The organism is Sphaerisporangium melleum (assembly GCF_014646695.1).
Lineage (GTDB): Bacteria > Actinomycetota > Actinomycetes > Streptosporangiales > Streptosporangiaceae > Sphaerisporangium > Sphaerisporangium melleum.
Genome location: NZ_BMNT01000016.1, coordinates 102842 through 124741, shown reverse-complemented (window position 1 = coordinate 124741; position 21900 = coordinate 102842). Strand labels below are relative to the sequence as shown.

Below are 21900 nucleotides of genomic sequence, written 5' to 3'. Positions count from 1 at the left end.
TTTTCCGCTTTCTGAGAGGCTTGGTGACCAGTGCCGGTTCCGGAGGAAGTGACGGCGACGGAAACGCTGACCGCCGATGAGCGGCGGCGCATCCTCGTCGAGTGGAACGACACCGCCCACCGGGTGCCGCCGCTCACCTGGCCCGAGATGTTCGCCGAGCAGGTACGCCGCCGCCCGGACGCCATCGCCCTGGTCTTCCGCGACGTCCGGCTCACCTACGCCGAGCTGGACGAGCGCGCCAACCGGCTCGCCCACGCGCTCATCGCGCGGGGCGCCGGGCCCGAGCGCGTCGTCGGCCTCGCCCTGCCCCGATCGGCCGAACTCATCGTCGCCGAGGTGGCCGTGCTCAAGTCCGGCGCGGCCTACCTGCCACTGGACACCGACCACCCGCCCGCCCGCATCGCCCACATGCTCGCCGACGCCGCGCCCGTCTGCCTGGTCACCACCGAGGCCACCCTGGACGGGCTGCCGTCGCGCGACGGCCTGGACACCCTGGTCCTCGACGCGCCGGAGACCGCGCGCGAACTGGCCGGACGCCCGGCCCACGACCCCGCCGAGGCCGACCGGGGCCCTCTGTCGGTGCTCAACGCCGCCTACGTCATCTACACCTCCGGCTCCACGGGACGTCCCAAGGGCGTGGTGCTGTCGCACACCGGCGTGGCCAAGCTCGTGGCCACCCAGACCGAGCGGTTCGGCATCGGACCGGACGACCGGGTCCTGCAGTTCGCCTCACCCGGCTTCGACGTGGCCTTCTGGGACCTGTGCCTGGGCCTGCTGTCCGGAGGGCGGCTGGTGGTCGTCCCCGCCGAGCTGCGGATGCCCGGCACGGCGCTCGCCGACTACGCCCGCGCCAACGGCGTCACCTTCATGATCCTGCCTCCGGCGCTGCTCGACGCCATGCCGAAGGACGCCGAGCTGCCGCCCGCCGCCACCCTGCTGGCCGGCACCGAGCGCGTCTCCCCGGAGCTGGTCGGCCGGTACGCGCGCGGCCGGATGATGTTCAACGCCTACGGCCCGACCGAGGCCACCACCAACTCCACCCTCGGCCTGTGCGACCCCGGCATCCGGCCCGGCGCGATCGTGCCCATCGGTGTCCCCGACCCCGGCACCCGGGCGTACGTGCTCGACTCCCGCCTGCGGCCCGTCCCGGTGGGCGTCCCCGGCGAGCTGTACCTGGGCGGGGCCGGCCTGGCCCGCGGCTACCTCGGCCGGCCGGACCTGACCGCCGAGCGGTTCGTCGCCGACCCGTTCGGCGCGCCGGGCGAGCGGCTGTACCGCACCGGCGACCTGGTGCGCCGGCAGGCCGACGGACGGCTCGCGTTCCTCGGCCGCACCGACTCGCAGGTGAAGATCCGCGGCTTCCGCGTCGAGCCCGGAGAGATCGAGTCGGTGCTGCGGGCGCACCCGGCCGTGGACCAGGTCACGGTGGTCGTCCGCGAGGACCGGCCCGGTGACCGCCGCCTGGCCGCCTACGTGGTGCCGTCCCTGGCCACCGGGCCGCGCCGCGACGAGACCGGGCGGGTGCGGGAGTGGAAGGACCTGCACGAACTGCTCTACTCGGCCGCGGGCTCTGAGGCCCTCGGCGAGGGCTTCGCCGGCTGGAACAGCATGTACGACGGCCTGCCCATCCCCGTCGAGCAGATGCGGGAATGGCGGGACGCCACGGTCGCGGCCATCGGCGAACTGGGGCCGCGCCGGGTGCTGGAGATCGGCGTGGGCAGCGGGCTCATCCTGTCCCGCCTCGCCCCCGGCTGCGAGGTCTACTGGGGCACCGACGTCTCGGAGGAGGCGGTGCGGTCGCTGCGCGCCAAGGTCGACGCCGTGCCCGGGCTGTCCGGCCGGGTCGAACTGCGCGCGCGGGCCGCGCACGACCTCGCCGGGCTGCCGGCGGGCCGGTTCGACACCGTGGTCGTCAACTCCGTCGCCCAGTACTTCCCGAGCGAGGAGTACCTGCGGGACGTGCTGGACAAGGCCCGCATGCTGCTGGCCCCCGGCGGCGCCGTGTACGTCGGCGACGTGCGGAACCTGCGGCTGCTGCGCTGCCTGCGCGCCGCCGTCGAGACCCGGCGCGCCACCGGCCCGCGGGACGAGCGGGCCCTGCGCGCCGCGGTGGAGCGCTCGGTGCGCTGGGAGGGCGAGCTGCTGCTCGACCCCGGCTTCTTCACCGGCCTTTCCGGCTTCGCCGCCGACATCCGGGTCAAGCGCGGCGTCCACCACAACGAACTGACCCGGTACCGCTACGACGTGGTGCTCCGCGAGCGGTCCCGCGCCGCGGAGGCCGACCCCGCGCCCGAGACCGGAGAGGAGATCGGGTGGGCGGAGATCGGCGGGACGCGGGGCCTCGCGGCGCGTCTGGCGCGGGGCGTCACCCGGCTCCGCGTCACCGCGGTGCCGAACGCGCGGCTCACCGAGGACCTCGCCGCGCTGCGCGCCATCGACGGCGCCGGCGACCCCGCCCCGCCGGTGGAGGCCGCCGACCCCGAGGCACTGCACGCGCTCGGCGCCCGGCACGGCCTCCGGGTGGCGGTGACCTGGAACGGCGAGGCCGGTGACGGCGACCTGGACGTGGTCTTCGCCGCCGGGGACGCGCCCCTGGCGGAGCTGTACCGGCCGTCCCCCGGCCGGCCGCACGCCAACCGCCCCGCGCCGTTCCGGGACGTCACCGCGCTGATGCGCACGCTGCGCGCGCACGCGGCGCAGGCCCTGCCCGACCACATGGTCCCGGCCGCCTTCGTGCCCCTGGAGGCGATCCCGGTCACCCCGAGCGGCAAGATCGACGCCTCTGCGCTCCCGGCCCCCGACTACTCGGCGCTCAGCTCCGGCCGCAGCCCGCGCGACGCCCGCGAGCAGGTGCTGTGCGAGCTGTACGCCGAGGTGCTGGGCCTGGCGAAGGTGTCGGCGGACGACGACTTCTTCGCTTTCGGCGGCGACAGCATCGTGGCCATCCGGCTGCTGGTCCGCGCGCGCGAGGCGGGACTGCGGCTCACCCCCGGCGACGTCTTCCGTCACCGCACGGCCGCCGCCCTCGCTCAGGTCGCGGGCGAGCGCGCCGCCGACGACCGGCCGGCGATCCGCGGCGCGGCGGCGCCCGGTGCCGGACGCACCTGCGGCCTCGCGGGCCCCGGCGGCACGGAGGACACCGGCGCGGAGACGCCGCTCGTACGGCTCACGGCGGAGGAACTCGCGGAGATCCAAGGGGATCACCCCGTGGACGTCGAGGAGCCACTGCCGCTCACCCCGCTCCAGGAGGGCTTCTTCTTCCACTCGCTGGTCGACGGCGCCGACGGTGACGCCTACGTGGTCCAGCAGGTCATCGAGCTGACCGGGCCGGTCGACGGCGCGGCCCTGCGCCTGGCCGCCCGGCGGCTGCTCGACCGGCACGCCCCGCTGCGCGCCTGCTTCCGCCGCCGCCCGGACGGAAACCCGGTGCAGATCATCGCCGCCAGGCCGGAGCTGCCCTGGCGGGAGGTCGACCTGTCGGCGCGGCGCCCCGAGGAGCGGCGGCCGCTCGCGGACGCCGTCGCCGCCGCGGAGCGCGAGGCCGGATTCGACCTGGCCCGCCCGCCCCTGGTGCGGTTCGCGCTGGTCGGGCTCGAGCCCGGCCGGGCCGAACTGGTGCTGACGTTCCACCACATCGTGGCGGACGGCTGGTCACTGCCGGTGCTGCACCGCGAGCTGCTGGCCCTGTACGCGCCCCCCGCCGCGCAGGCCGCACCGGCGTCCGAAATGGCCGCCGCGCAGGCCGCACCCACGCCCGCCACGCAGGCCGTGGAGGCGCCCGCCGTGCCGGCCGCGCAGGCCGCGGAGCTGCCCGCGACGCAGGCTGCGCCCGCCGTGCCGGCCGCGCAGGCCGTGGAGGCGCCCGCCGTGCCGGCCACGGGGGCGGGGCTGCCTCCGGTGACTCCTTATCGGGAGTATCTGCGCCACCTCGCCCGCGCCGACCGCGACGCCGCCCGCGCGGCCTGGCGGGCCGCGCTCGACGGGCTCGGCGAGCCGGTCCGCCTGGTCGACGCCCCCGCGGGCCGGGCGCGGCTCGCGCCGGCCCAGGTGCGCGCCGAACTGCCGGAGACCCTCACCGCGCGGCTCACGGCGCGGGCGAGAGAGCAGGGCGTGACCCTCGGCACGCTCGTCCAGACCGCCTGGGGTCTGCTCCTCGGCGGCCTCACCGGCGGGCAGGACGTCGTCTTCGGCACCACCGTCTCCGGCCGCGCCGTGGAGGTCGACGGCATCGAGTCCATGGTGGGCCTGTTCATCAACACCCTGCCGACCCGCTTCCGCTGGCGGCCCGGCGACACCCTCGCCGCCCTCGCCGAGCGGCTGCAGGCCGAGCAGACCCGGCTGCTGGACCACCAGCACCTGGGCCTGGCCGAACTCCAGCGCATCGCGGGCAGGGCAGGCGGCGGGGAGCTGTTCGACACCCTCGTCGTCTTCGAGAACCACCCCGCCGAGTCGGGCCAGGCCGACCCGTCCGGGACGGTCGAGATCACCGGCCAGGAGTTCCACGACGCCGTCCACTACCCGCTCGCCCTGATCGTGAAGCCGGGCCCCCGGCTGGACCTGCGGCTGAAGTACCACGCCCAGCGCCTGGACGGCGCGGCCGTGCGGCGGATCGCGGACCGGCTCACCCGTGTCCTGCGGGCGCTGGCCGACGACCCCGGCCGCAGCGCCGCCCGCCTATCCCTGCTGTCGGAGCAGGAGGCGGCGCAGGCACAGATCGCGGGCGCGCAGCGGGAGGTCGCCGACACCACGCTGGCCGCCGCCTTCGAGGCCCAGGCCGCCCGCACGCCGGCGGCCACCGCCGTCGTCTTCCGGGGCGAGACCCTGAGCTACGCGGGGCTGGACGCCCGCGCCGCGCTGCTCGCCCGCCGCCTGCGGGCGATGGGCGCCGGGCCGGGGCGCGTCGTCGCGGTCGCCGTCCCGCGCTCGGCGGAGCTGATGGTGGCGCTGCTCGGCGTGCTGAAGTCGGGCGCGGCCTACCTGCCGATCGACCTGGACTACCCCCGCGACCGCATCGCGTACATGCTGGCCGACTCCGGCGCCGGAATGGTGGTGACGACCGCGGAGGCCGCAGAGCGGCTCCCGCGCGCGCAGGGCCCGGCCCGCGTCCTGCTGGGACCCGCGGACGGCGAGAGCGCGACCGGACCGGGAGATGAGGAGGGCGTGCCCGCGGGGCCCGGCGACCCGGCCTACCTCATCTACACCTCCGGGTCCACCGGCCTGCCCAAGGGGGTCGTCGTGACCCACCGGGCGATCGTCAACCGGCTGGCGTGGATGCAGGGCGAGTACGGGCTGCGCGCCGGCGACCGGGTGCTGCAGAAGACGCCGTCCAGCTTCGACGTGAGCGTCTGGGAGTTCTTCTGGGCGCTGTGCGAGGGCGCCGCCGTGGTCCTCGCCGAGCCCGGCGGGCACCGTGACCCCGTCTACCTGGCCGGACTCATCCGCGAGCAGCGCGTCACCACGATGCACTTCGTGCCGTCCATGCTGGAGGCGTTCCTCGGCGCCGGCGAGGTCACCGCCGACCCGTCCTGGGCGGCCGGGCTGCGGCACGTCTTCAGCAGCGGCGAGGCCCTGCCCGGCGCCGCCGCGGCGCGCTGGCACGCCCTCACCGGGGTGCCGCTGCACAACCTGTACGGGCCGACCGAGGCTGCCGTCGACGTGACCCACCACGCCTGCGGCCCGGCCGAGGGCACCATCGTGCCCATCGGCCGCCCGGTGTGGAACACCGGCCTGCGGGTGCTGGACTCCTGCCTGCGCCCGGTGCCGGCCGGCGTACCCGGCGAGCTGTACCTCACCGGGGTGCAACTCGCCCGGGGCTACCACGGCCGGGCCGGGCTGACCGCCGAGCGGTTCGTCGCCGACCCCTTCGGGGCGCCGGGCGAGCGCATGTACCGCACCGGCGACCTGGTGCGCCGCCGTGCCGATGGCGTCATCGAGTACCTGGGCCGCACCGACCGGCAGGTCAAGCTGCGCGGCAACCGCGTCGAACCCGGCGAGGTCGAGGCGGCGCTGACCGCGCTGCCCGGCGTGGCCCAGGCCGCGGTGACCGTCCGCGGATCCACGCTCGTCGCCTACGTCGTCCCAGCGGCCCGCGGCGACGGCGCCGACACGGCCGGGGGCGGGGAACGCGTCCTGGACCCCGCCGCGCTGAACGCCGACCTGGCGCGCGTGCTTCCCGCGGCCATGGTGCCCGGGGCGTACGTCGAGCTCGCCGCCCTGCCGCTGACGCCCAGCGGCAAACTCGACCGCGACGCGCTGCCCGCCCCCAAGGCCGTGCGCGCCGCCGCGCGGGCTCCGCGCGACGAGCGTGAACGCGTCCTCACCGAGATCTTCGCGGCCGTGCTGAAGCTCGGCGAGGCCGGCGTCGACGACGACTTCTTCATGCTCGGCGGCGACAGCATCAGCTCGATCGCCGTCGCGGGCCGGGCCCGCCGGGCGGGTCTCGACCTGAGCCCGCGCGAGGTGTTCGAGCACCGCACCCCCGCCGCCCTGGCCGCGGCGCTGCGGCAGGCCGGCGGCCAGGCCGTCTCCGCCGCCGCGCCGGGCCCGGCGTTCGAGCTCACCGAGGCCGAGTACGCGCGGGTGCGGCGGGTCGCCGGCGGCGACGTGGCGGAGGTGTGGCCGCTGTCGCCGCTCCAGGAAGGGCTGTTCTTCCACTCGACCTACGACGACGGCGCGCTCGACGTCTACACCGTGCACGAGTCGTTCGACTTCGCCGCGCGCGTGGACGCCGGACGCCTGCGCCGTGCGGCCGGGGTGCTGCTGGCCGGCACGGCGAACCTGCGGGCCGGCTTCACCGGCGACGGGCTGCCCGGTCCGGTGCAGTTCATCGTCCCAGGCTCCGAGGTGCCGCTGGAGGAGACCGACCTGTCGCACCTTCCGGCCGCCGAGCAGGACGCGCGGCTGCGCGAGCTCATGGACGCCGAGCGGACCCGCGGGTTCGACCTGGCCAGGCCGCCGCTGCTGCGGATGCTGCTGATCAGGCTCGGCGCGGACCGGGGCGACCGGCTCGTCATCGGCCGGCACCTGCTGCTGTGGGACGGCTGGTCGGCCTGGCTGTTCCTCGACCGGCTCTTCGCCCTGTACCAGAGCGGCGGCGAGGAGCGCGCCCTGCCGCGCCCCGGCTCCTACCGCGACTACCTGACCTGGCTGGCGGCGCAGGACACCAAGGCGTCCACCCGCGCCTGGCGCGCCGCGCTCGCCGGGCTGCAGGAGCCCACCCTGCTCGCGCCCGCCGCCGGCGAGGGCCGGCCGGTCATCCCCGAGAGCCTGGACGCCGTCCTGCCCGAAGAGCTGTCCGAGCGTGTGCGCGACGCCGCCCGCCGCCGGGGACTGACCCTCAACACCGTGCTCACCACCGCCTGGGGCCTGGTGCTGGCCGCCGAGACCGGCCGCGCCGACGTCGTGTTCGGCACGACGGTCGCCGGCCGTCCCAGTGAGGTGCCCGACGTCGAGAACATCATCGGGATGTTCCTCAACACCGTCCCGGCGCGCATCGCCTTCGACCCCGCCGAACGGGTGGCCGGCCTGCTGCGGCGCGTCCAGGATGAGCGGGTGGCCCTCATGCCGCACGAGTACCTCGGTCTCGGCGTGCTGCAGGCCGAGACCGGGCACCGGCGGCTGTTCGACACCCTGTTCGTGCTGCGCGACGGCGACACCGAGGAGCGGCTCGCGGAGCTGTCCGGCCGGTACGGGGTCACCGCCGTGGCGAACGTGGACGCCACGCACTACCCCGTCAACCTCGTCGTCACCCCGGGCAGGCGCATCCGGGTCACCCTCGCCCACCGGCCCGACCTCGTCGCCCGCCCCCGCGCCCAGGCGCTGCTGGACCGCTTCACCCTGCTGGTGGAGCACCTGGTGGACGACCTGGACGCCCCGGCCGGGCGCGTCGGCCACACGCTGCCCGCCGAACGTGCCGAGCTGGAGCGGGGACACGCCGCCGGCCGCGCGCCCGTGCCCACGCAGACCATCGCCGACCTGCTCGCCGGCCAGGCCGCCCGCACCCCGGAGGCGACGGCGCTGGTCTTCGGCGAGCTGAGCGTCACCTACGCCGAGCTGTCCGCCCGGATAGACCGCATGGCGCGGCTGCTGCTCGCGCGGGGCGCGGCGCCCGAGAAGATCATCGCGCTGGCCCTGCCCCGCTCCATCGACACCGTGGTCGCCCTGTTCGCGGTCCTGCGCACCGGCGCGGCCTACCTGCCGCTGGAGCTCGACCACCCCGACGACCGGCTCGCGGCGACGCTGGACGACGCCCGGCCGGCCCTGCTGCTGACCACCCGCTCCGTCGCCCGGCGCCTGACGGCCGCGGCCGTCCCTCGCGTCCTGCTCGATGACCCGGCGGTGACCGGGGAGCTCGCGGGGCTGCCCGGCGGGCCGGTCACCGAGGCCGACCGCCCCCGCTTCAGCCTGGAGCACCCGGCGTACGTCATCTACACCTCCGGCTCCACCGGGCGTCCCAAGGGCGTCGTCACCCCCTACCGGGGGCTGACGAACATGCAGCTCAACCACCGGCGGGAGATCTTCGCGCCGGCCGTCGCCGCCGCCGGAGGCCGCCGGCTGCGCGTCGCGCACACCGTGTCGTTCGCCTTCGACATGTCGTGGGAGGAGCTGCTCTGGCTGGTCGAGGGGCACGAGGTGCACATCTGCGACGAGGAGCTCAGGCGGGACGCCGAGGCCCTGGTCGCCTACTGCCAGGCCCACCGGGTGGACGTCGTCAACGTCACGCCGACCTACGCGCACCTGCTGATCGAGCAGGGACTGCTCGACGGGCACCGTCCGCCGCTGGTGCTGCTCGGCGGCGAGGCGGTGCCGGAGGCGGTGTGGGACCGGCTCCGCGACACCGAGGGCACCTACGGCTACAACCTCTACGGCCCCACCGAGTACACGATCAACACGCTCGGCGCGGGCACCGGCGACAGCCCGACCCCCACCGTCGGGCGGCCCATCCGCGGCACCCGCGCCCACATCCTGGACGCCTGGCTGCGCCCGGTGCCCCCCGGCGTCCCCGGCGAGCTATACATCGCCGGTATCGGCCTGGCCCGCGGCTACCTCGACCGGCCCGCGCTCACCGCCGAACGCTTCGTCGCCGACCCCTACGGAGACCCCGGCGAGCGCATGTACCGCACCGGCGACCTGGTGCGCCGCCGCCCCGGCGGTGACATCGACTTCCTCGGCCGCACCGACGACCAGGTGAAGATCCGCGGCCACCGGGTCGAGCCCGGCGAGGTCGAGACCGCCCTCACGCGGCACCCGGAGGTCGCCCAGGCCGCCGTCGTCGCCCGCGAGGACCCCTCGGCTCCGGGTACGCGGCGCCTGGTCGCCTACGTCGTGCCCGCCGAGCCGGCCGGCGAGCTGCGGGAGGCCGCCGAACGCGCGTGGATCGGCGAGTGGCGCACCGTCTACTCCGACGAGTACGAGCGCATCGGCACCGCCCTGTTCACCGAGGACTTCGCCGGATGGGACAGCAGCTACGACGGCGCGCCGATCCCGCTCGGCCACATGCGCGAATGGCGCGAGCGGACCGTCGAACGCATCCGTGAGCTGCGCCCGCGCCGCATCCTGGAGATCGGCGTCGGCTCGGGGCTGCTGCTGTCCCGCCTGGCGCCGGACGCCGAGGCGTACTGGGCGACCGACTTCGCCGCCCCCGTCATCCGCAAGCTGGCCGAGGACCTGCGCCGCGCCCCCGAGCTGGCGGCCAAGGTGGAGCTGCGCTGCCAGGCCGCGCACGTGACCGACGGCCTGCCCGCCGGCCACTTCGACACCATCGTCGTCAACTCCGTCGTCCAGTACCTGCCGGACCTCGGCCACCTGACCACGGTGATCCGCGGCGCCATAAAACTGCTGGCCCCGGGCGGCTCGCTGTTCATCGGCGACGTGCGCGACCTGCGGCTCGCCCGCGCCTTCCACACCGGGGTGCACCTGGCCCGCGCCGGGCGCGACGGCACGGCCGGCGGCGAGGACGGCCTGCGCGCGGCCGTCGAACGCGGCGTCGCGCTGGAGAAGGAACTGCTGGTCCACCCCGACTACTTCACCACTCTGGGACTCGGCGTCGACCTGCGCACCAAGCGCGGGCGCCACCACGACGAGCTGACCCGCTACCGCTACGACGTCGTCCTGTACGACGGCGAGCCCGACGTGCGCCTCGGCGACGCGCCCGTGCTGCCCTGGACGGAGGTGACCGCCACGTCCGGCGAGCCGACGGCCGCGGACTGGGCCGGCGCTCTCACGCGCCGCCTGCGGGAGCCGGGCGTGCGGCGGCTGCGGGTGGCGGGAGTGCCCGACGCCCGCCTCGGCAGCGAGCACGGCGCCCCGGTCACCGGCGGAATCGAACCCGAGGACCTGCACGCGCTCGGCGCGGGCGAAGGCTACCGCGTCCTGACCACCTGGTCCCGCGAGCCCGGCGCCTACGACGCCGTCTTCGTACGGGGAGAGTTCCGCCGCACCGAGGGACTCTACGTGCCGGCCGGCGGCGAGCCGCCCTACGCCAACACCCCGGCCGACGCGGCCCGCACCGGTGGCCTGGCCGCCCGCCTGCGCGAGGACCTGCGCCGGCGGCTGCCCGACTACCTGGTCCCGGCCGCGTTCGTCACCCTCGACCGGTTGCCCGTCAACGACAACGGCAAGCTCGACACGCGCGCGCTGCCCGACCCCGAACCGGCGGTGCCGCTCGCCGGGGGACGGGCACCGGGCACCCCGCAGGAGGAGGTGCTCTGCCGCCTGTTCGCCGAGGTGCTCGCCGTGCCGGAGGTGGGCGCCGAGGACGACTTCTTCCAGCTCGGCGGCCACTCGCTGCTCGCCACCCGCCTCATCAGCCGGGCCCGCGCCGAGCTCGGCGCCGAACTGGCCATCCGCGACCTGTTCGAGGCGCCCGCCCCCGCCCAGCTGGCCGAGCGCGCGAGCGCCGCCCGCCCGGCCCGCCCGTCCCTCGCGCCGCCGCCCGCGAGGCCGCCGCGCGTCCCGGCGTCCCCGGCCCAGCGGCGGCTGCTGCTGGCCGGACGGCTCAGCGGCGGCGACGCCTACCACTTCCCGCTGGTCGTCCGCCTGCGCGGCGCGCTGGACACCGGCGCGCTGGGCCGCGCCCTGCGCGACGTGGTGGAGCGTCACGAGGCGCTGCGCACGGTGTTCCCGGAGGCCACGGACGAGACCTCCGCGCCCGGGGCGGCGGCCTCGGACCGGGACGCCGGGCCGTACCAGCACATCCTCGATCCGTGCGAGATCGGGCGGTTCTACGACGTCCACGACTGCCCGCCGGACCTGCTGGAGGAGCGGATCCGCGCCGTGGTGGCCCGGCCGTTCGACCTTCGCGCCGAGATCCCGATCCGCGCCGAGGTGCTGCGCGCCGGCCCCGGCGACCACGTGGTGGCGATCGTGCTGCACCACATCGCCACCGACGAGTGGTCCGACCGGCCGTTCCTCACCGACCTGGCCGCCGCCTACCGGGCCCGCACGCAGGGCCGGGAGCCCGGGTGGGCGCCGCTGCCCGCGCAGTACGCCGACTACACGCTCTGGCAGCGGCGGCTGCTCGGCGACCCCGCCGGCCCCGGCGGCCGGGCGGCACGGCAGCTCGCCTTCTGGAAGCAGACCCTGGCCGGGCTGCCGGAGGAAATCCCCCTGCCGCTCGACCGGCCCCGCCCGGCCGAACCGGACGGGCGGGCCGGCCAGGTGCGCGCCGAGCTCCCCACCGCCACCGTCCGCGCGCTGCGCGCCCTGGCCGCCGAGACCGGCACCAGCATGTTCATGCTGTTCCAGGCCGCGGTGGCCACCCTGCTGCACCGGATGGGCGCGGGCACCGACATCCCGCTCGGCGCCCCGATCGCCGGGCGGACCGACGGCGCGCTGGACGACCTCGTCGGCTTCTTCGTCAACACCCTCGTGCTGCGCGCCGACCTGTCCGGCGACCCGTCGTTCACCGAGCTGCTGGCCCGGGTCAAGGACGCCGACCTGGCCGCGTTCGAGCACCAGGACCTGCCGTTCGAGCAGGTGGTCGAGGCGCTCAACCCGCCGCGCGTGGCGGGGCGCAACCCGCTGTTCCAGGTGATGCTGGGCTACCACTACCGCCCCGACGGCGACCCGCGGGTGCTGGACCTGCCCACCGAGTGGTGGCCGGTCCGCGCCGAGACCGCGAAGTTCGACCTGGACTTCACCTTCGCCGACCACGCGGGCGAGGACCGCGTCATCCTGCTGCTGGAGTACGCCAAGGACCGCGCCGACGCGGCGACGGCCCACGCCATGGCGGGCCGCCTGGTCGCGCTGCTCGGCCTGCTGGCCGCCGACCCGCACCGCCCGGTCGGCCGGCTGCCGGTGCTGACCGGCGAGGAACGCCGGGCGTCGCTGGGCGCCTGGAACGACACCGCCCGGCCGGTGGAGCCGCGCACGGTCCCGGAGATCTTCGCCGACACGGCCCGCGCCCATCCCGGCCGGGTCGCCCTGGTCACCGGCGGGCGCAGGCTCACCTTCGCCGGCCTGTCCGCCGAGGCCGGCCGGGTCGCCCGGTTGCTGGCCGGCCGCGGCGTGCGGGCGGGGAGCGTTGTAGGGCTGGCCCTCCCGCGGGCCGAGATGGTCCCGGCCATCCTCGGCGTGCTGGGCGCCGGCGCCGCCTACCTGCCGCTCGACCCCGGCCACCCGGCGGAGCGGCTCGCCCACCTGCTCGGCGAGGCCGCTCCGGCCTGCGTGCTCACCACCACCGCCATCGCGCCCCGTCTGCCCGCCGCCGCGCGGGCCGGGGCCGTGCTCCTCGACGCCCCCGGGCCCGCCGGAGCCCCCGCGCCGGTGCCGCCCGTCCCCGCGGACGCGGTCGCGTACGTCATCTACACCTCCGGGTCCACCGGCCGGCCCAAGGGGGTGCTCGGCACCCACCGGGGCCTGTCCAACCTGTTCGGCGCGCACCGCGAGGACCTCATCGAGCCGGCCGTCCGCGCCGCCGCCGGGCGGGAGGCGCTGCGCGCGGTACACGCGGCGTCGTTCGGTTTCGACGGCTCATGGGAGCCGATGCTCTGGCTGCTGGCCGGGCACGAACTGCACGTCGTCGGCGAGGACACCATGGCCGACCCGGCGGCGCTGCTCGCCTACCTGGACGAGCAGCGCATCGACTTCGTCGACCTCACCCCCACCTACCTGCGGGAACTGATCCACCACGGTTTCCTCGCCCCCGGCCGCCGCCTTCCCAGTGTCATCGCGGTGGGCGGCGAGGCCACGCCCGCGCCGCTGTGGGAGCGGCTGAGCTCCCTGCCCACAGTCGTGGCGCACGACCTGTACGGCCCCACCGAGTGCGCCGTCGACGCCTACGGCTGGCATGGCCCGAGCCCGGAGCGCCCGCGGCCCTGGGCGGCGCCGCTGGCCAACACCCGCGCCCACGTGCTGGACGAGACGCTGGAGCCGGTCCCCGCCGGGGTGCCGGGCGAGCTGTACCTGGCGGGGGAGGGCCTGGCCCTGGGCTACCTCGGCCGTCCCGATCTGACCGCCGGACGGTTCGTCGCCGACCCGTTCGGCGCCCCCGGCGAGCGCATGTACCGCACCGGAGACCTGGTGCGGCGCCGCGCCGACGGCACGCTGACGTTCCTCGGCCGCACCGACGACCAGGTGAAGCTGCGCGGGTTCCGCATCGAGCTCGGCGAGATCGAGGCGGTGCTGCACGCCCACCCCGGCGTCGCGCAGGCCGCCGTGACCGTCCGCGAGGACACCCCCGGCATGCGGCGCCTGGTCGCCTACGTGGTGCCCGCCGCCGGCCGGGACGCCGATCCGGAGACGCTTCGGGCGCACGCCGCCGCCACGCTGCCCGAGCACATGGTCCCCGCGGTGTTCGCCGAGCTGCCCGCCCTGCCGAAGTCGGCCGGCGGCAAGCTGGACCGCCGCGCGCTGCCCGTCCCCGACACGGCGGTCCCCACCTCCGCACGGCGGCCCCGCGACGCCCGCGAGGAGATCCTGTGCGAGCTGTTCGCCGCCGTGCTCGGCGCCGGACGGGTCGGCGTGGACGACGACTTCTTCGCGCTCGGCGGCCACTCCCTGCTGGCGATGCGGCTGATCGGCCGCATCCGCGCCGTGCTCGGCGCCGAGGTGGGCCTGCGCGCGGTGTTCGAGGCGCCCACCGCCGCCCGGCTCGCCGGTCGGCTGCGGGAGGCCCCGGCCAGCACGCCACCCCTGGTGCCCGCGCCCCGGCCCGACCTCCTGCCGCTGTCGTTCGCCCAGCGGCGGCTGTGGGTGCTGCACCGGCTGGAGGGCCCGAGCGCCACCTACACCATCCCCTCGGCCTGGCGGCTGTCCGGCGACCTCGACCGCGACGCCCTGCGCGAGGCCGTGCGGGACGTGATGATCCGGCACGAGAGCCTGCGCACGGTGTTCCCCGAGCGGGACGGACACCCCCACCAGCATGTCCTTGCCCCGGCGGAGCTCCCCTGCGTCGTCGGCTTCGAACCGGTCGCGCCGGACGCGCTCGCCGGGCGGCTGGCCGAGGCCGCAGGCCACGGCTTCGAACTCGACCGCGAGCCGCCCCTGCGCGCCTGGGTCTTCCAGGTGGCGCCGCGCGAGCACGTCCTGCTGCTCGTCGTGCACCACATCGCCGCCGACGAGTGGTCAGACGTGCCGCTGTGGCGCGACCTGTCCGACGCCTACCGCGCCCGGCGCGAGGGCGGGGCGCCGCGGTGGGCCCCGCTTCCCGTGCAGTACGCCGACTACGCCCTCTGGCATCGCCGCGTGCTCGGCGACCCCGGCGACCCCGATGGCCTGGAGGAGCGGCAGCTCGCCTTCTGGCGTGACGCGCTGGCCGGGCTGCCCGAGGAGCCGGCGCTGCCCGCCGACCGGCCGCGCCCTGTGGAGAGCGGCCATCGCGGCGGGGCGGCCGGCTGGTCGCTGCCGGCCGATCTCGAACGCCGGCTGCGCGGAGTCGCCCGCGACCACGGCGTCAGCATGTTCATGCTGGCCCAGGCCGCCGTCGCCGCGCTGCTGCACCGCCTCGGCGCGGGGGAGGACATCCCCCTCGGCGCGCCGATCTCCGGGCGGACCGAGGAGAGCCTCACCGACCTGGTCGGGTTCTTCGTCAACACCCTCGTGCTGCGCACCGACCTGTCCGGCGCGCCGACCTTCGCCGAACTGCTCGCCCGGGTGCGCGACACCGACCTGGCCGCCTTCGAGCACCAGGACCTGCCGTTCGAACGGCTGGTCGAGGCGCTCAACCCGCCGCGCTCACTGGCCCGGCACCCGTTGTTCCAGGTCATGGTCGTCTACCTGCCCGGCCAGGGCGCCGCTCCCGCCTTCCCGGGGCTCGACGCCCGCCGGGAGGAGCTCGGTCAGCGGACCGCGAAGTTCGACCTCGGCTTCGACTTCGTCGAGCGGGGCGACGGCGAGGGCATCGACGGCTGGATCGAGTACAGCGCCGACCTGTTCGACCGGGAGACGGCCGAGGCGATGGCGCGGCGGCTCGTGCGGCTGCTGGAGCAGGTCGCCGCCGACCCCGGCGTGCGGGTGGGCGAGCTGGAGATCATGGACGAGCCGGAGCGGCGGCTGGTCGCCCGGGAGTGGAACGACACCGCGCGCCCGGTGCCGCACGTCACCCTGCCCGAGCTCTTCCGCGCCCAGGCGGCGCGGACCCCCGGCGCGCTCGCCCTGGTCTGCGGCGGCGAGCGCCTCACCTACGCCGAGCTGGACGCCCGGGTCGAGCGGACGGCACGGGTGCTCGCCGGCCTCGGAGCCGGGCCCGAGCGCGTGGTGGCGGTCGCGCTGCCCCGCTCGGCCGACCTGGTCATCGCCCTGCTGGCGGTGCACCGCGCGGGCGCGGCGTACCTGCCGCTGGACCCCGGGCTGCCGCGCGAGCGGGCCGACTTCATGATCGAGGAGGCCGGCGCCGTCCACGTGCTGCGGGGCGGGCTGCCGGACGGCCCCGCCGGCGAGTTGCCGGCGAGCCACGACCCCCGGCACCCGGCGTACGTGATCTACACCTCCGGCTCCACCGGCCGCCCCAAGGGCGTGGTGGTGCCGCACGAGGGCATCGTCAACCGCCTGCTGTGGATGCAGGACGAGTACGGCCTGACCCCGGCCGACCGCGTGCTGCAGAAGACGCCCGCCGGCTTCGACGTGTCGGTGTGGGAGTTCTTCTGGCCGCTGATCACCGGCGCGGCGCTGGTGGTGGCCGAACCGGAAGGTCACAAGGACCCGGCCTACCTCGCCCGGCTGATGCACGACGAGGTGGTCACCACGGCGCACTTCGTGCCGTCGATGCTGCGCGCGTTCCTGGACGAGCCGCGGGCGGCCCGGTGCACCGGGCTGCGCCGGGTGCTGTGCAGCGGCGAGGCGCTGCCCGCCGAACTCGCCGCCCGATTCCACGCGGTGCTGCCCGCGGAGCTGCACAACCTGTACGGGCCCACCGAGGCCTCCGTCGACGTGACGGCCGCCCGGGTCCCCGCCGGGGCCAAGGTCGTGCCGATCGGCCGGCCGGTGTGGAACACGCGGGTCCACGTGCTGGACGCCGCGCTGCGCCCGGTGCCGCCCGGCGTGCCCGGCGAGCTGTACCTGGCCGGGATCCAGCTCGCCCGCGGCTACCTCGGCCGCCCCGCACTGACCGGCGAGCGTTTCGTCGCCGACCCCTGCGGGCCGCCCGGCACCCGCATGTACCGCACGGGTGATCTGGCGCGCTGGAGGCGCGACGGGGTGCTGGAGTTCCTCGGCCGGGCCGACGACCAGGTCAAAATCAGGGGGTTCCGCGTCGAGCCGGGCGAGATCGAGGCGGTCCTGGCCCGCCACGAGGCGGTGTCGCACGCCGTGGTCACCATGCGGGACGGGCGTCTCATCGCCTACCTCGCCCCGGCGCCCGGCGCGGCCCGGCCGAGCGCCGCCGAGCTGCGCGAGCACGCCGCGGCCGCGCTCCCCGAGTACATGGTCCCCGCCGGATTCGCCGTACTGGACGCGCTCCCGCTCACTCCCAACGGCAAGCTGGACCGAGCAGCCCTGCCGGCGTTCGACTTCGCGGCCGAGACGACCGGCACGCTCCCGGCGGGCCCGCGCGAGGAACTGCTCTGCGCGCTGTTCGCCGGCGTGCTCGGCCTGCCCCGGGTCGGCGCCGGAGACGACTTCTTCACCCTCGGCGGCGACAGCATCGTCGCCATGCAACTGGTCGCCCGGGCGCGGGCGGCCGGGCTGGTGATCAGCCCGCGCGACGTCTTCCGGCACAAGACCGTGGCGGCGCTGGCCGCCGTCGCGGGCACGGCCGGCGCCGAGCAGGACATCCCGCCGGCCACGGCGCTGCTCACCCTCACCGAGGCCGAGCGCGCCGAGCTGCCCGGCGCCGCCGATGTCTGGCCGCTCACGCCGCTGCAGACCGGCCTGCTGTTCCACGCGGCGCTGGACCAGGGCGACGACGGGCCGGACGTCTACACCGTCCAGGTGTCCTACGAGATCGACGGCCCGCTGGACGCCGCCCGGCTGCGCGCGGCCGGGCAGGCGCTGCTCGACCGGCACGACAACCTCCGCGCCGGCTTCCGGCACCTGTCCTCCGGCCGCCCGGTGGCCGTCGTGCCCCGCACGGCCGCCCTGCCGTGGCGTGCGGTGGACCTATCGGAACTCGGCGAGCCGGCCCGGCAGGAACGGTGGACCGTCCTGCTCGGCCAGGAACGGCGCCGCTTCGACCCGGCCGAGCCGCCGCTGCTGCGGATGCTGCTGGCCCGCCTCGGGCCGGGCCGCCACCGGCTGACCCTGTCCCACCAGCACCTGCTGCTGGACGGCTGGTCGGTCCCCCGGCTCGTACGCGAGCTCGGCGAGCTGTACGCGGGCGGTGCGGACGGCTCCGCACCGTCGCCCGTCGTGCCCTACCGGGAGTACCTCTCCTGGCTGGCACGGCAGGACGCCGATGCCTCCGCCGACGCCTGGGCGCGGGCGCTGGACGGCCTGACCGAGCCCACCCGGCTGGCTCCCGCCGGCCCCGGCCGCGCCGCGGTCGTGCCCGAGACGCACACCACCCTGCTCACCCCGGAGCTGACCGGGGCCCTGGCGGCCCTCGCCCGTTCCCGCGGGCTGACCGTCAACACCCTGGTACAGGGGGCCTGGGGCATCCTGCTGTCCCGGCTCACCGGCCGCGACGACGTGGTCTTCGGGGCGACCGTCTCCGGCCGGCCCCCGGAGCTGGACGGCGTGGAATCCATGATCGGCCTGTTCATCAACACCGTGCCGGTCCGCGTCCGGGTCCGCGACCGCGAGAGCGTGTCGGCGTTCCTGCGCCGCCTCCAGCAGGAGCAGTCGCGGCTCATCGCCCACCAGCACGCCGGTCTCGCCGGCATCCAGCGACGGGCCGGGCTCGCGGAGCTGTTCGACACGCTGCTGGTCTTCGAGTCCTACCCCGGCGGCGACGGACCGGCGTTCGGCCCTGGCGGCCCGCGCGCCGCCCTGCTGGAGCACCGGGACTCCACGCACTACCCGTTCGCCTGGGCGGCCGAGCCGGGGGACCGCCTCGCCCTGACCGCCGAGTACCGTCCCGACCTGTTCGACCGCGCCACCGCCGAGCGGATGGCGGCGTCGATGGTACGGATCTTCGAGGCGATGACGGCCGCCCCGGAGCGGCCCGTCGGGCGGATCGACATTCTCACCCGCGCCGAACGGCACACCATCCTGCGCACCTGGAACGACACCGGCGCCGGCCGCGCGGCCGAGCCGGCGGCGGCGGCAAGCGGCGCCCCGGTCCCCGTCCCCGGCACCATCTGCGGCCTGTTCGAGGCGCAGGCCGCCGCCACCCCCGACGCCGTCGCCGTGGTGTGCGGGACGGTCACCTGGACGTTCGGTGAGCTGAACGAGCGGGCCAACCGGCTCGCCCGGCTCCTCGCCGGGCACGGCGCCGCCCCCGAGCGGATCGTCGCGCTCGCGCTGCCGCGCTCGGCGGACTTCATCCTGGCCGTCCTCGCCGTGCTGAAGTCCGGCGCCGCCTATCTGCCGGTGGACGCCGGCCTGCCCGCCGAGCGGGTGCTCGGCATGCTCGGCGACGCCCGGCCCATCCTCGTCCTGACCACCGAGAAGCTCGCCGCGGGCCTCCCGGACGCCGGGGTCCCGCTCATCGCGCTCGACGCCCCGGAGACCGCCGGCCGCCTCGCCGCGCTGCCCGGGCACGACCTCGGCACCGGGCCCGGCCCGCGCCACCCGGCGTACGTCATTCACACCTCCGGCTCCACCGGCCGGCCCAAGGGCGTGGTGGTCTGCCACGACAGCGTCGTCAACCTCTTCCACAGCCACCGGCGGGCGCTGCACGACCCGGTCAAGCTGGCCACCGGGCGCCGCCACCTGCGCGTCGGCCACGCCTGGTCGTTCTCCTTCGACGCCTCGTGGCAGCCCCAGCTGTGGCTGCTGGACGGGCACGCGGTGCACATCATGGACGAGGAGACCCGCCGCGACCCGGAGCGGGCCGTGGCCGCCGTCCGCGAGCAGAGCCTGGACTTCATCGAGGTCACCCCGTCGTTCCTCGCGCAGATGGCCGACGCCGGACTGTTCGAGGGCGGGCGGTGCCCGCTCGCCCTCGTCGGCGTCGGCGGCGAGGCGGTGCCGGAGTCGCTCTGGCGCGAGCTGGCCGGCCTGCCCGCCACCGAGGCGGTCAACCTCTACGGCCCGACCGAGGCCACCGTGGACGCCCTCGTCGCACGGGTCAAGGACAGCGCGTCCCCGCTGGTGGGCCGCCCGGTCGCCGGCACCAGGGCCTACGTGCTGGACGCGGCGCTGCGGCCCGTCCCGCCCGGCGTCACCGGTGAGCTCTACCTCGCCGGGGCGGGGCTGGCCCGCGGGTACCTCGGCCGCCCGGGCCTGACCGCCGAGCGGTTCGTCGCCGACCCGTTCGGCGACCTGTCCGGCCAGGCCGGAGCGCGCATGTACCGCACGGGGGACCTGGCCCGCTGGACCGCCGACGGCCGGCTCGAGTACGCGGGACGGGCCGACGACCAGGTGAAGATCCGCGGTTTCCGCATCGAGCCCGGTGAGGTCGAGGCCATGCTTGAACGGCACCCGTCCGTCGCCCAGGTCGTGGTCGTCGCCCGCGAGGACCGCCCGCGGGTCAGGCGGCTGGTCGCCTACGCGGTCGCCGCCGCGGAAGGCGGGCCCACCGACCCGGCCGCGCTGCGCGCGTTCGCCGCCGCCTCGCTGCCCGAGCACATGGTGCCCGCGGCGGTGGTCGTCCTCCCCGCGCTGCCCCTGCTGTCCAACGGCAAGCTCGACCGCGCGGCGCTGCCCGCGCCGGACTTCGCCACCCGCGGCGGCCGCCGGCCGGCCACCGGCACCGAGCGCGCGCTCGCGGCGATCGTCGCCGACGTGCTCGGGGTGCCCGAGGCCGGCGCCGACGACGACTTCTTCACCCTCGGCGGCGACAGCATCGTCGCGATGCAACTGGTGAGCCGGGCCCGCGCGGCGGGCCTGCGCCTCACCCCCCGCCAGGTGTTCCGGCACCGCACGGTCGCGGCGCTGGCGGCCGCCGCCACCGCAGCCGGCCCGGACACCGCGGGCCCCGCGCACGACGACGGCACGGGCGAGGTGCCACTGACCCCGATCATGCACGCGACGCTGGAGCGCGGCGGCCCCATCCGGGGCTACCACCAGGCGGCGCTGCTGCGCACCCCCGCCGGCCTGGACGCGCGCGGGCTGGTGCCGGTGCTCCAGGCCGTCGCGGACCGGCACGACATGCTCCGCGCCCGCCTGACCCGGACCGGCGGCGACGGCGCGGACGAGCGCTGGTCGCTGCAGGTGCCCCCGCCCGGCACGGCCGACGTGGCGTCCTGGCTCACGCGGGTCGACACGGCGGGGGCCGGCGAGGAGGCGCTGCGCGCGGCGATCGCCGAGCACGCCCACGCGGCCCGCTCCCGGCTCGACCCCGAGGCCGGGGCCATGGTGGCGGCGGTCTGGTTCGACGCCGGGCGCGGCGTCCCCGGCAGGCTGCTGCTGATGGTCCACCACCTGGTCGTGGACGGAGTGTCCTGGCGGATCCTCCTGCCGGACCTGGCCGCCGCCTGGCGACAGGTCGCCGCGGGCCGCCCCGCCGCGCTCGCCCCGGTCGGCCTGTCGTTCCGCCGCTGGTCGCATCTGCTGGGGGAGCGGGCCAAGGACCCCGCCCGCGAGGACGAACTGCCCCGGTGGACCGCGATTCTCGCCGGTGACCAGGCGGTCCGGGTGGCCCCGCCGCTCGACCCCGCCCGGGACGTGGTGGCCACCACCCGGCATGTGTCCCTGACCCTGCCCGCCGACCGGACGGCTCCGCTGCTGGGCCGGGTGCCCGCGGCCTTCGGCGCGAGCGTCAACGACGTGCTGCTCACCGCGCTGGCACTGGCCGTCGCCGATCGGCGCCGCCGCACGGGCGGGGCGGGCGGCGGCGCGGTCCTGGTGGATCTGGAGGGCCACGGCCGCGAGGAGGAGCTCGCGGGCGGCGCGGACCTGTCGCGCACGGTCGGCTGGTTCACCAGCGTCGTCCCGGTCCGCCTCGACCCCGGCCCGGTGGACCTGGACGACGCGATCGCCGGCGGACCGGCGCTCGACGAGGCGGTGCGCCGGATCCGGCGGCACCTGGCCTCGCTGCCGGCGGCGGGCATCGGCCACGGGCTGCTGCGTCACCTTAACCCGGTGACCGGCCCGGAGCTGGCCCGGCTCGGCGAGCCGGCGATCGAGTTCAACTACATGGGACGTTTCGCCCGGCCCGAGGCGGCCGACTGGTCGTACGCGCCGGAGGACGACGCCGCCGACCTGGACGCCGATCCGGGCATGCCCCTGTCGCACGCGCTCACCGTGAACGCCCTGACCGAGGACCATCCCGGCGGTCCCGAGCTGGTCGCGCACTGGTCCTACGCCTCCGAGGTGCTCTCCGAGGAGGAGGTCGGTGACCTCGCCGCCACCTGGTTCCGCATGCTGGCGGCCCTGACCGCCCGCGCCGAGGCGCCGGGCCGCTGACCCCCTGTCCCCCCG

General features: G+C 76.5%; 1 protein-coding gene. It reads left to right on the top strand.

Annotated elements, in window-relative coordinates:
* The first annotated feature begins 48 nt into the window (after positions 1–48).
* Complete coding sequence (locus tag IEY93_RS15980) at positions 49–21885, top strand: non-ribosomal peptide synthase/polyketide synthase (protein WP_229691175.1); 21837 nt, start codon at positions 49–51, stop codon at positions 21883–21885.
* Positions 21886–21900 lie beyond the last annotated feature (15 nt).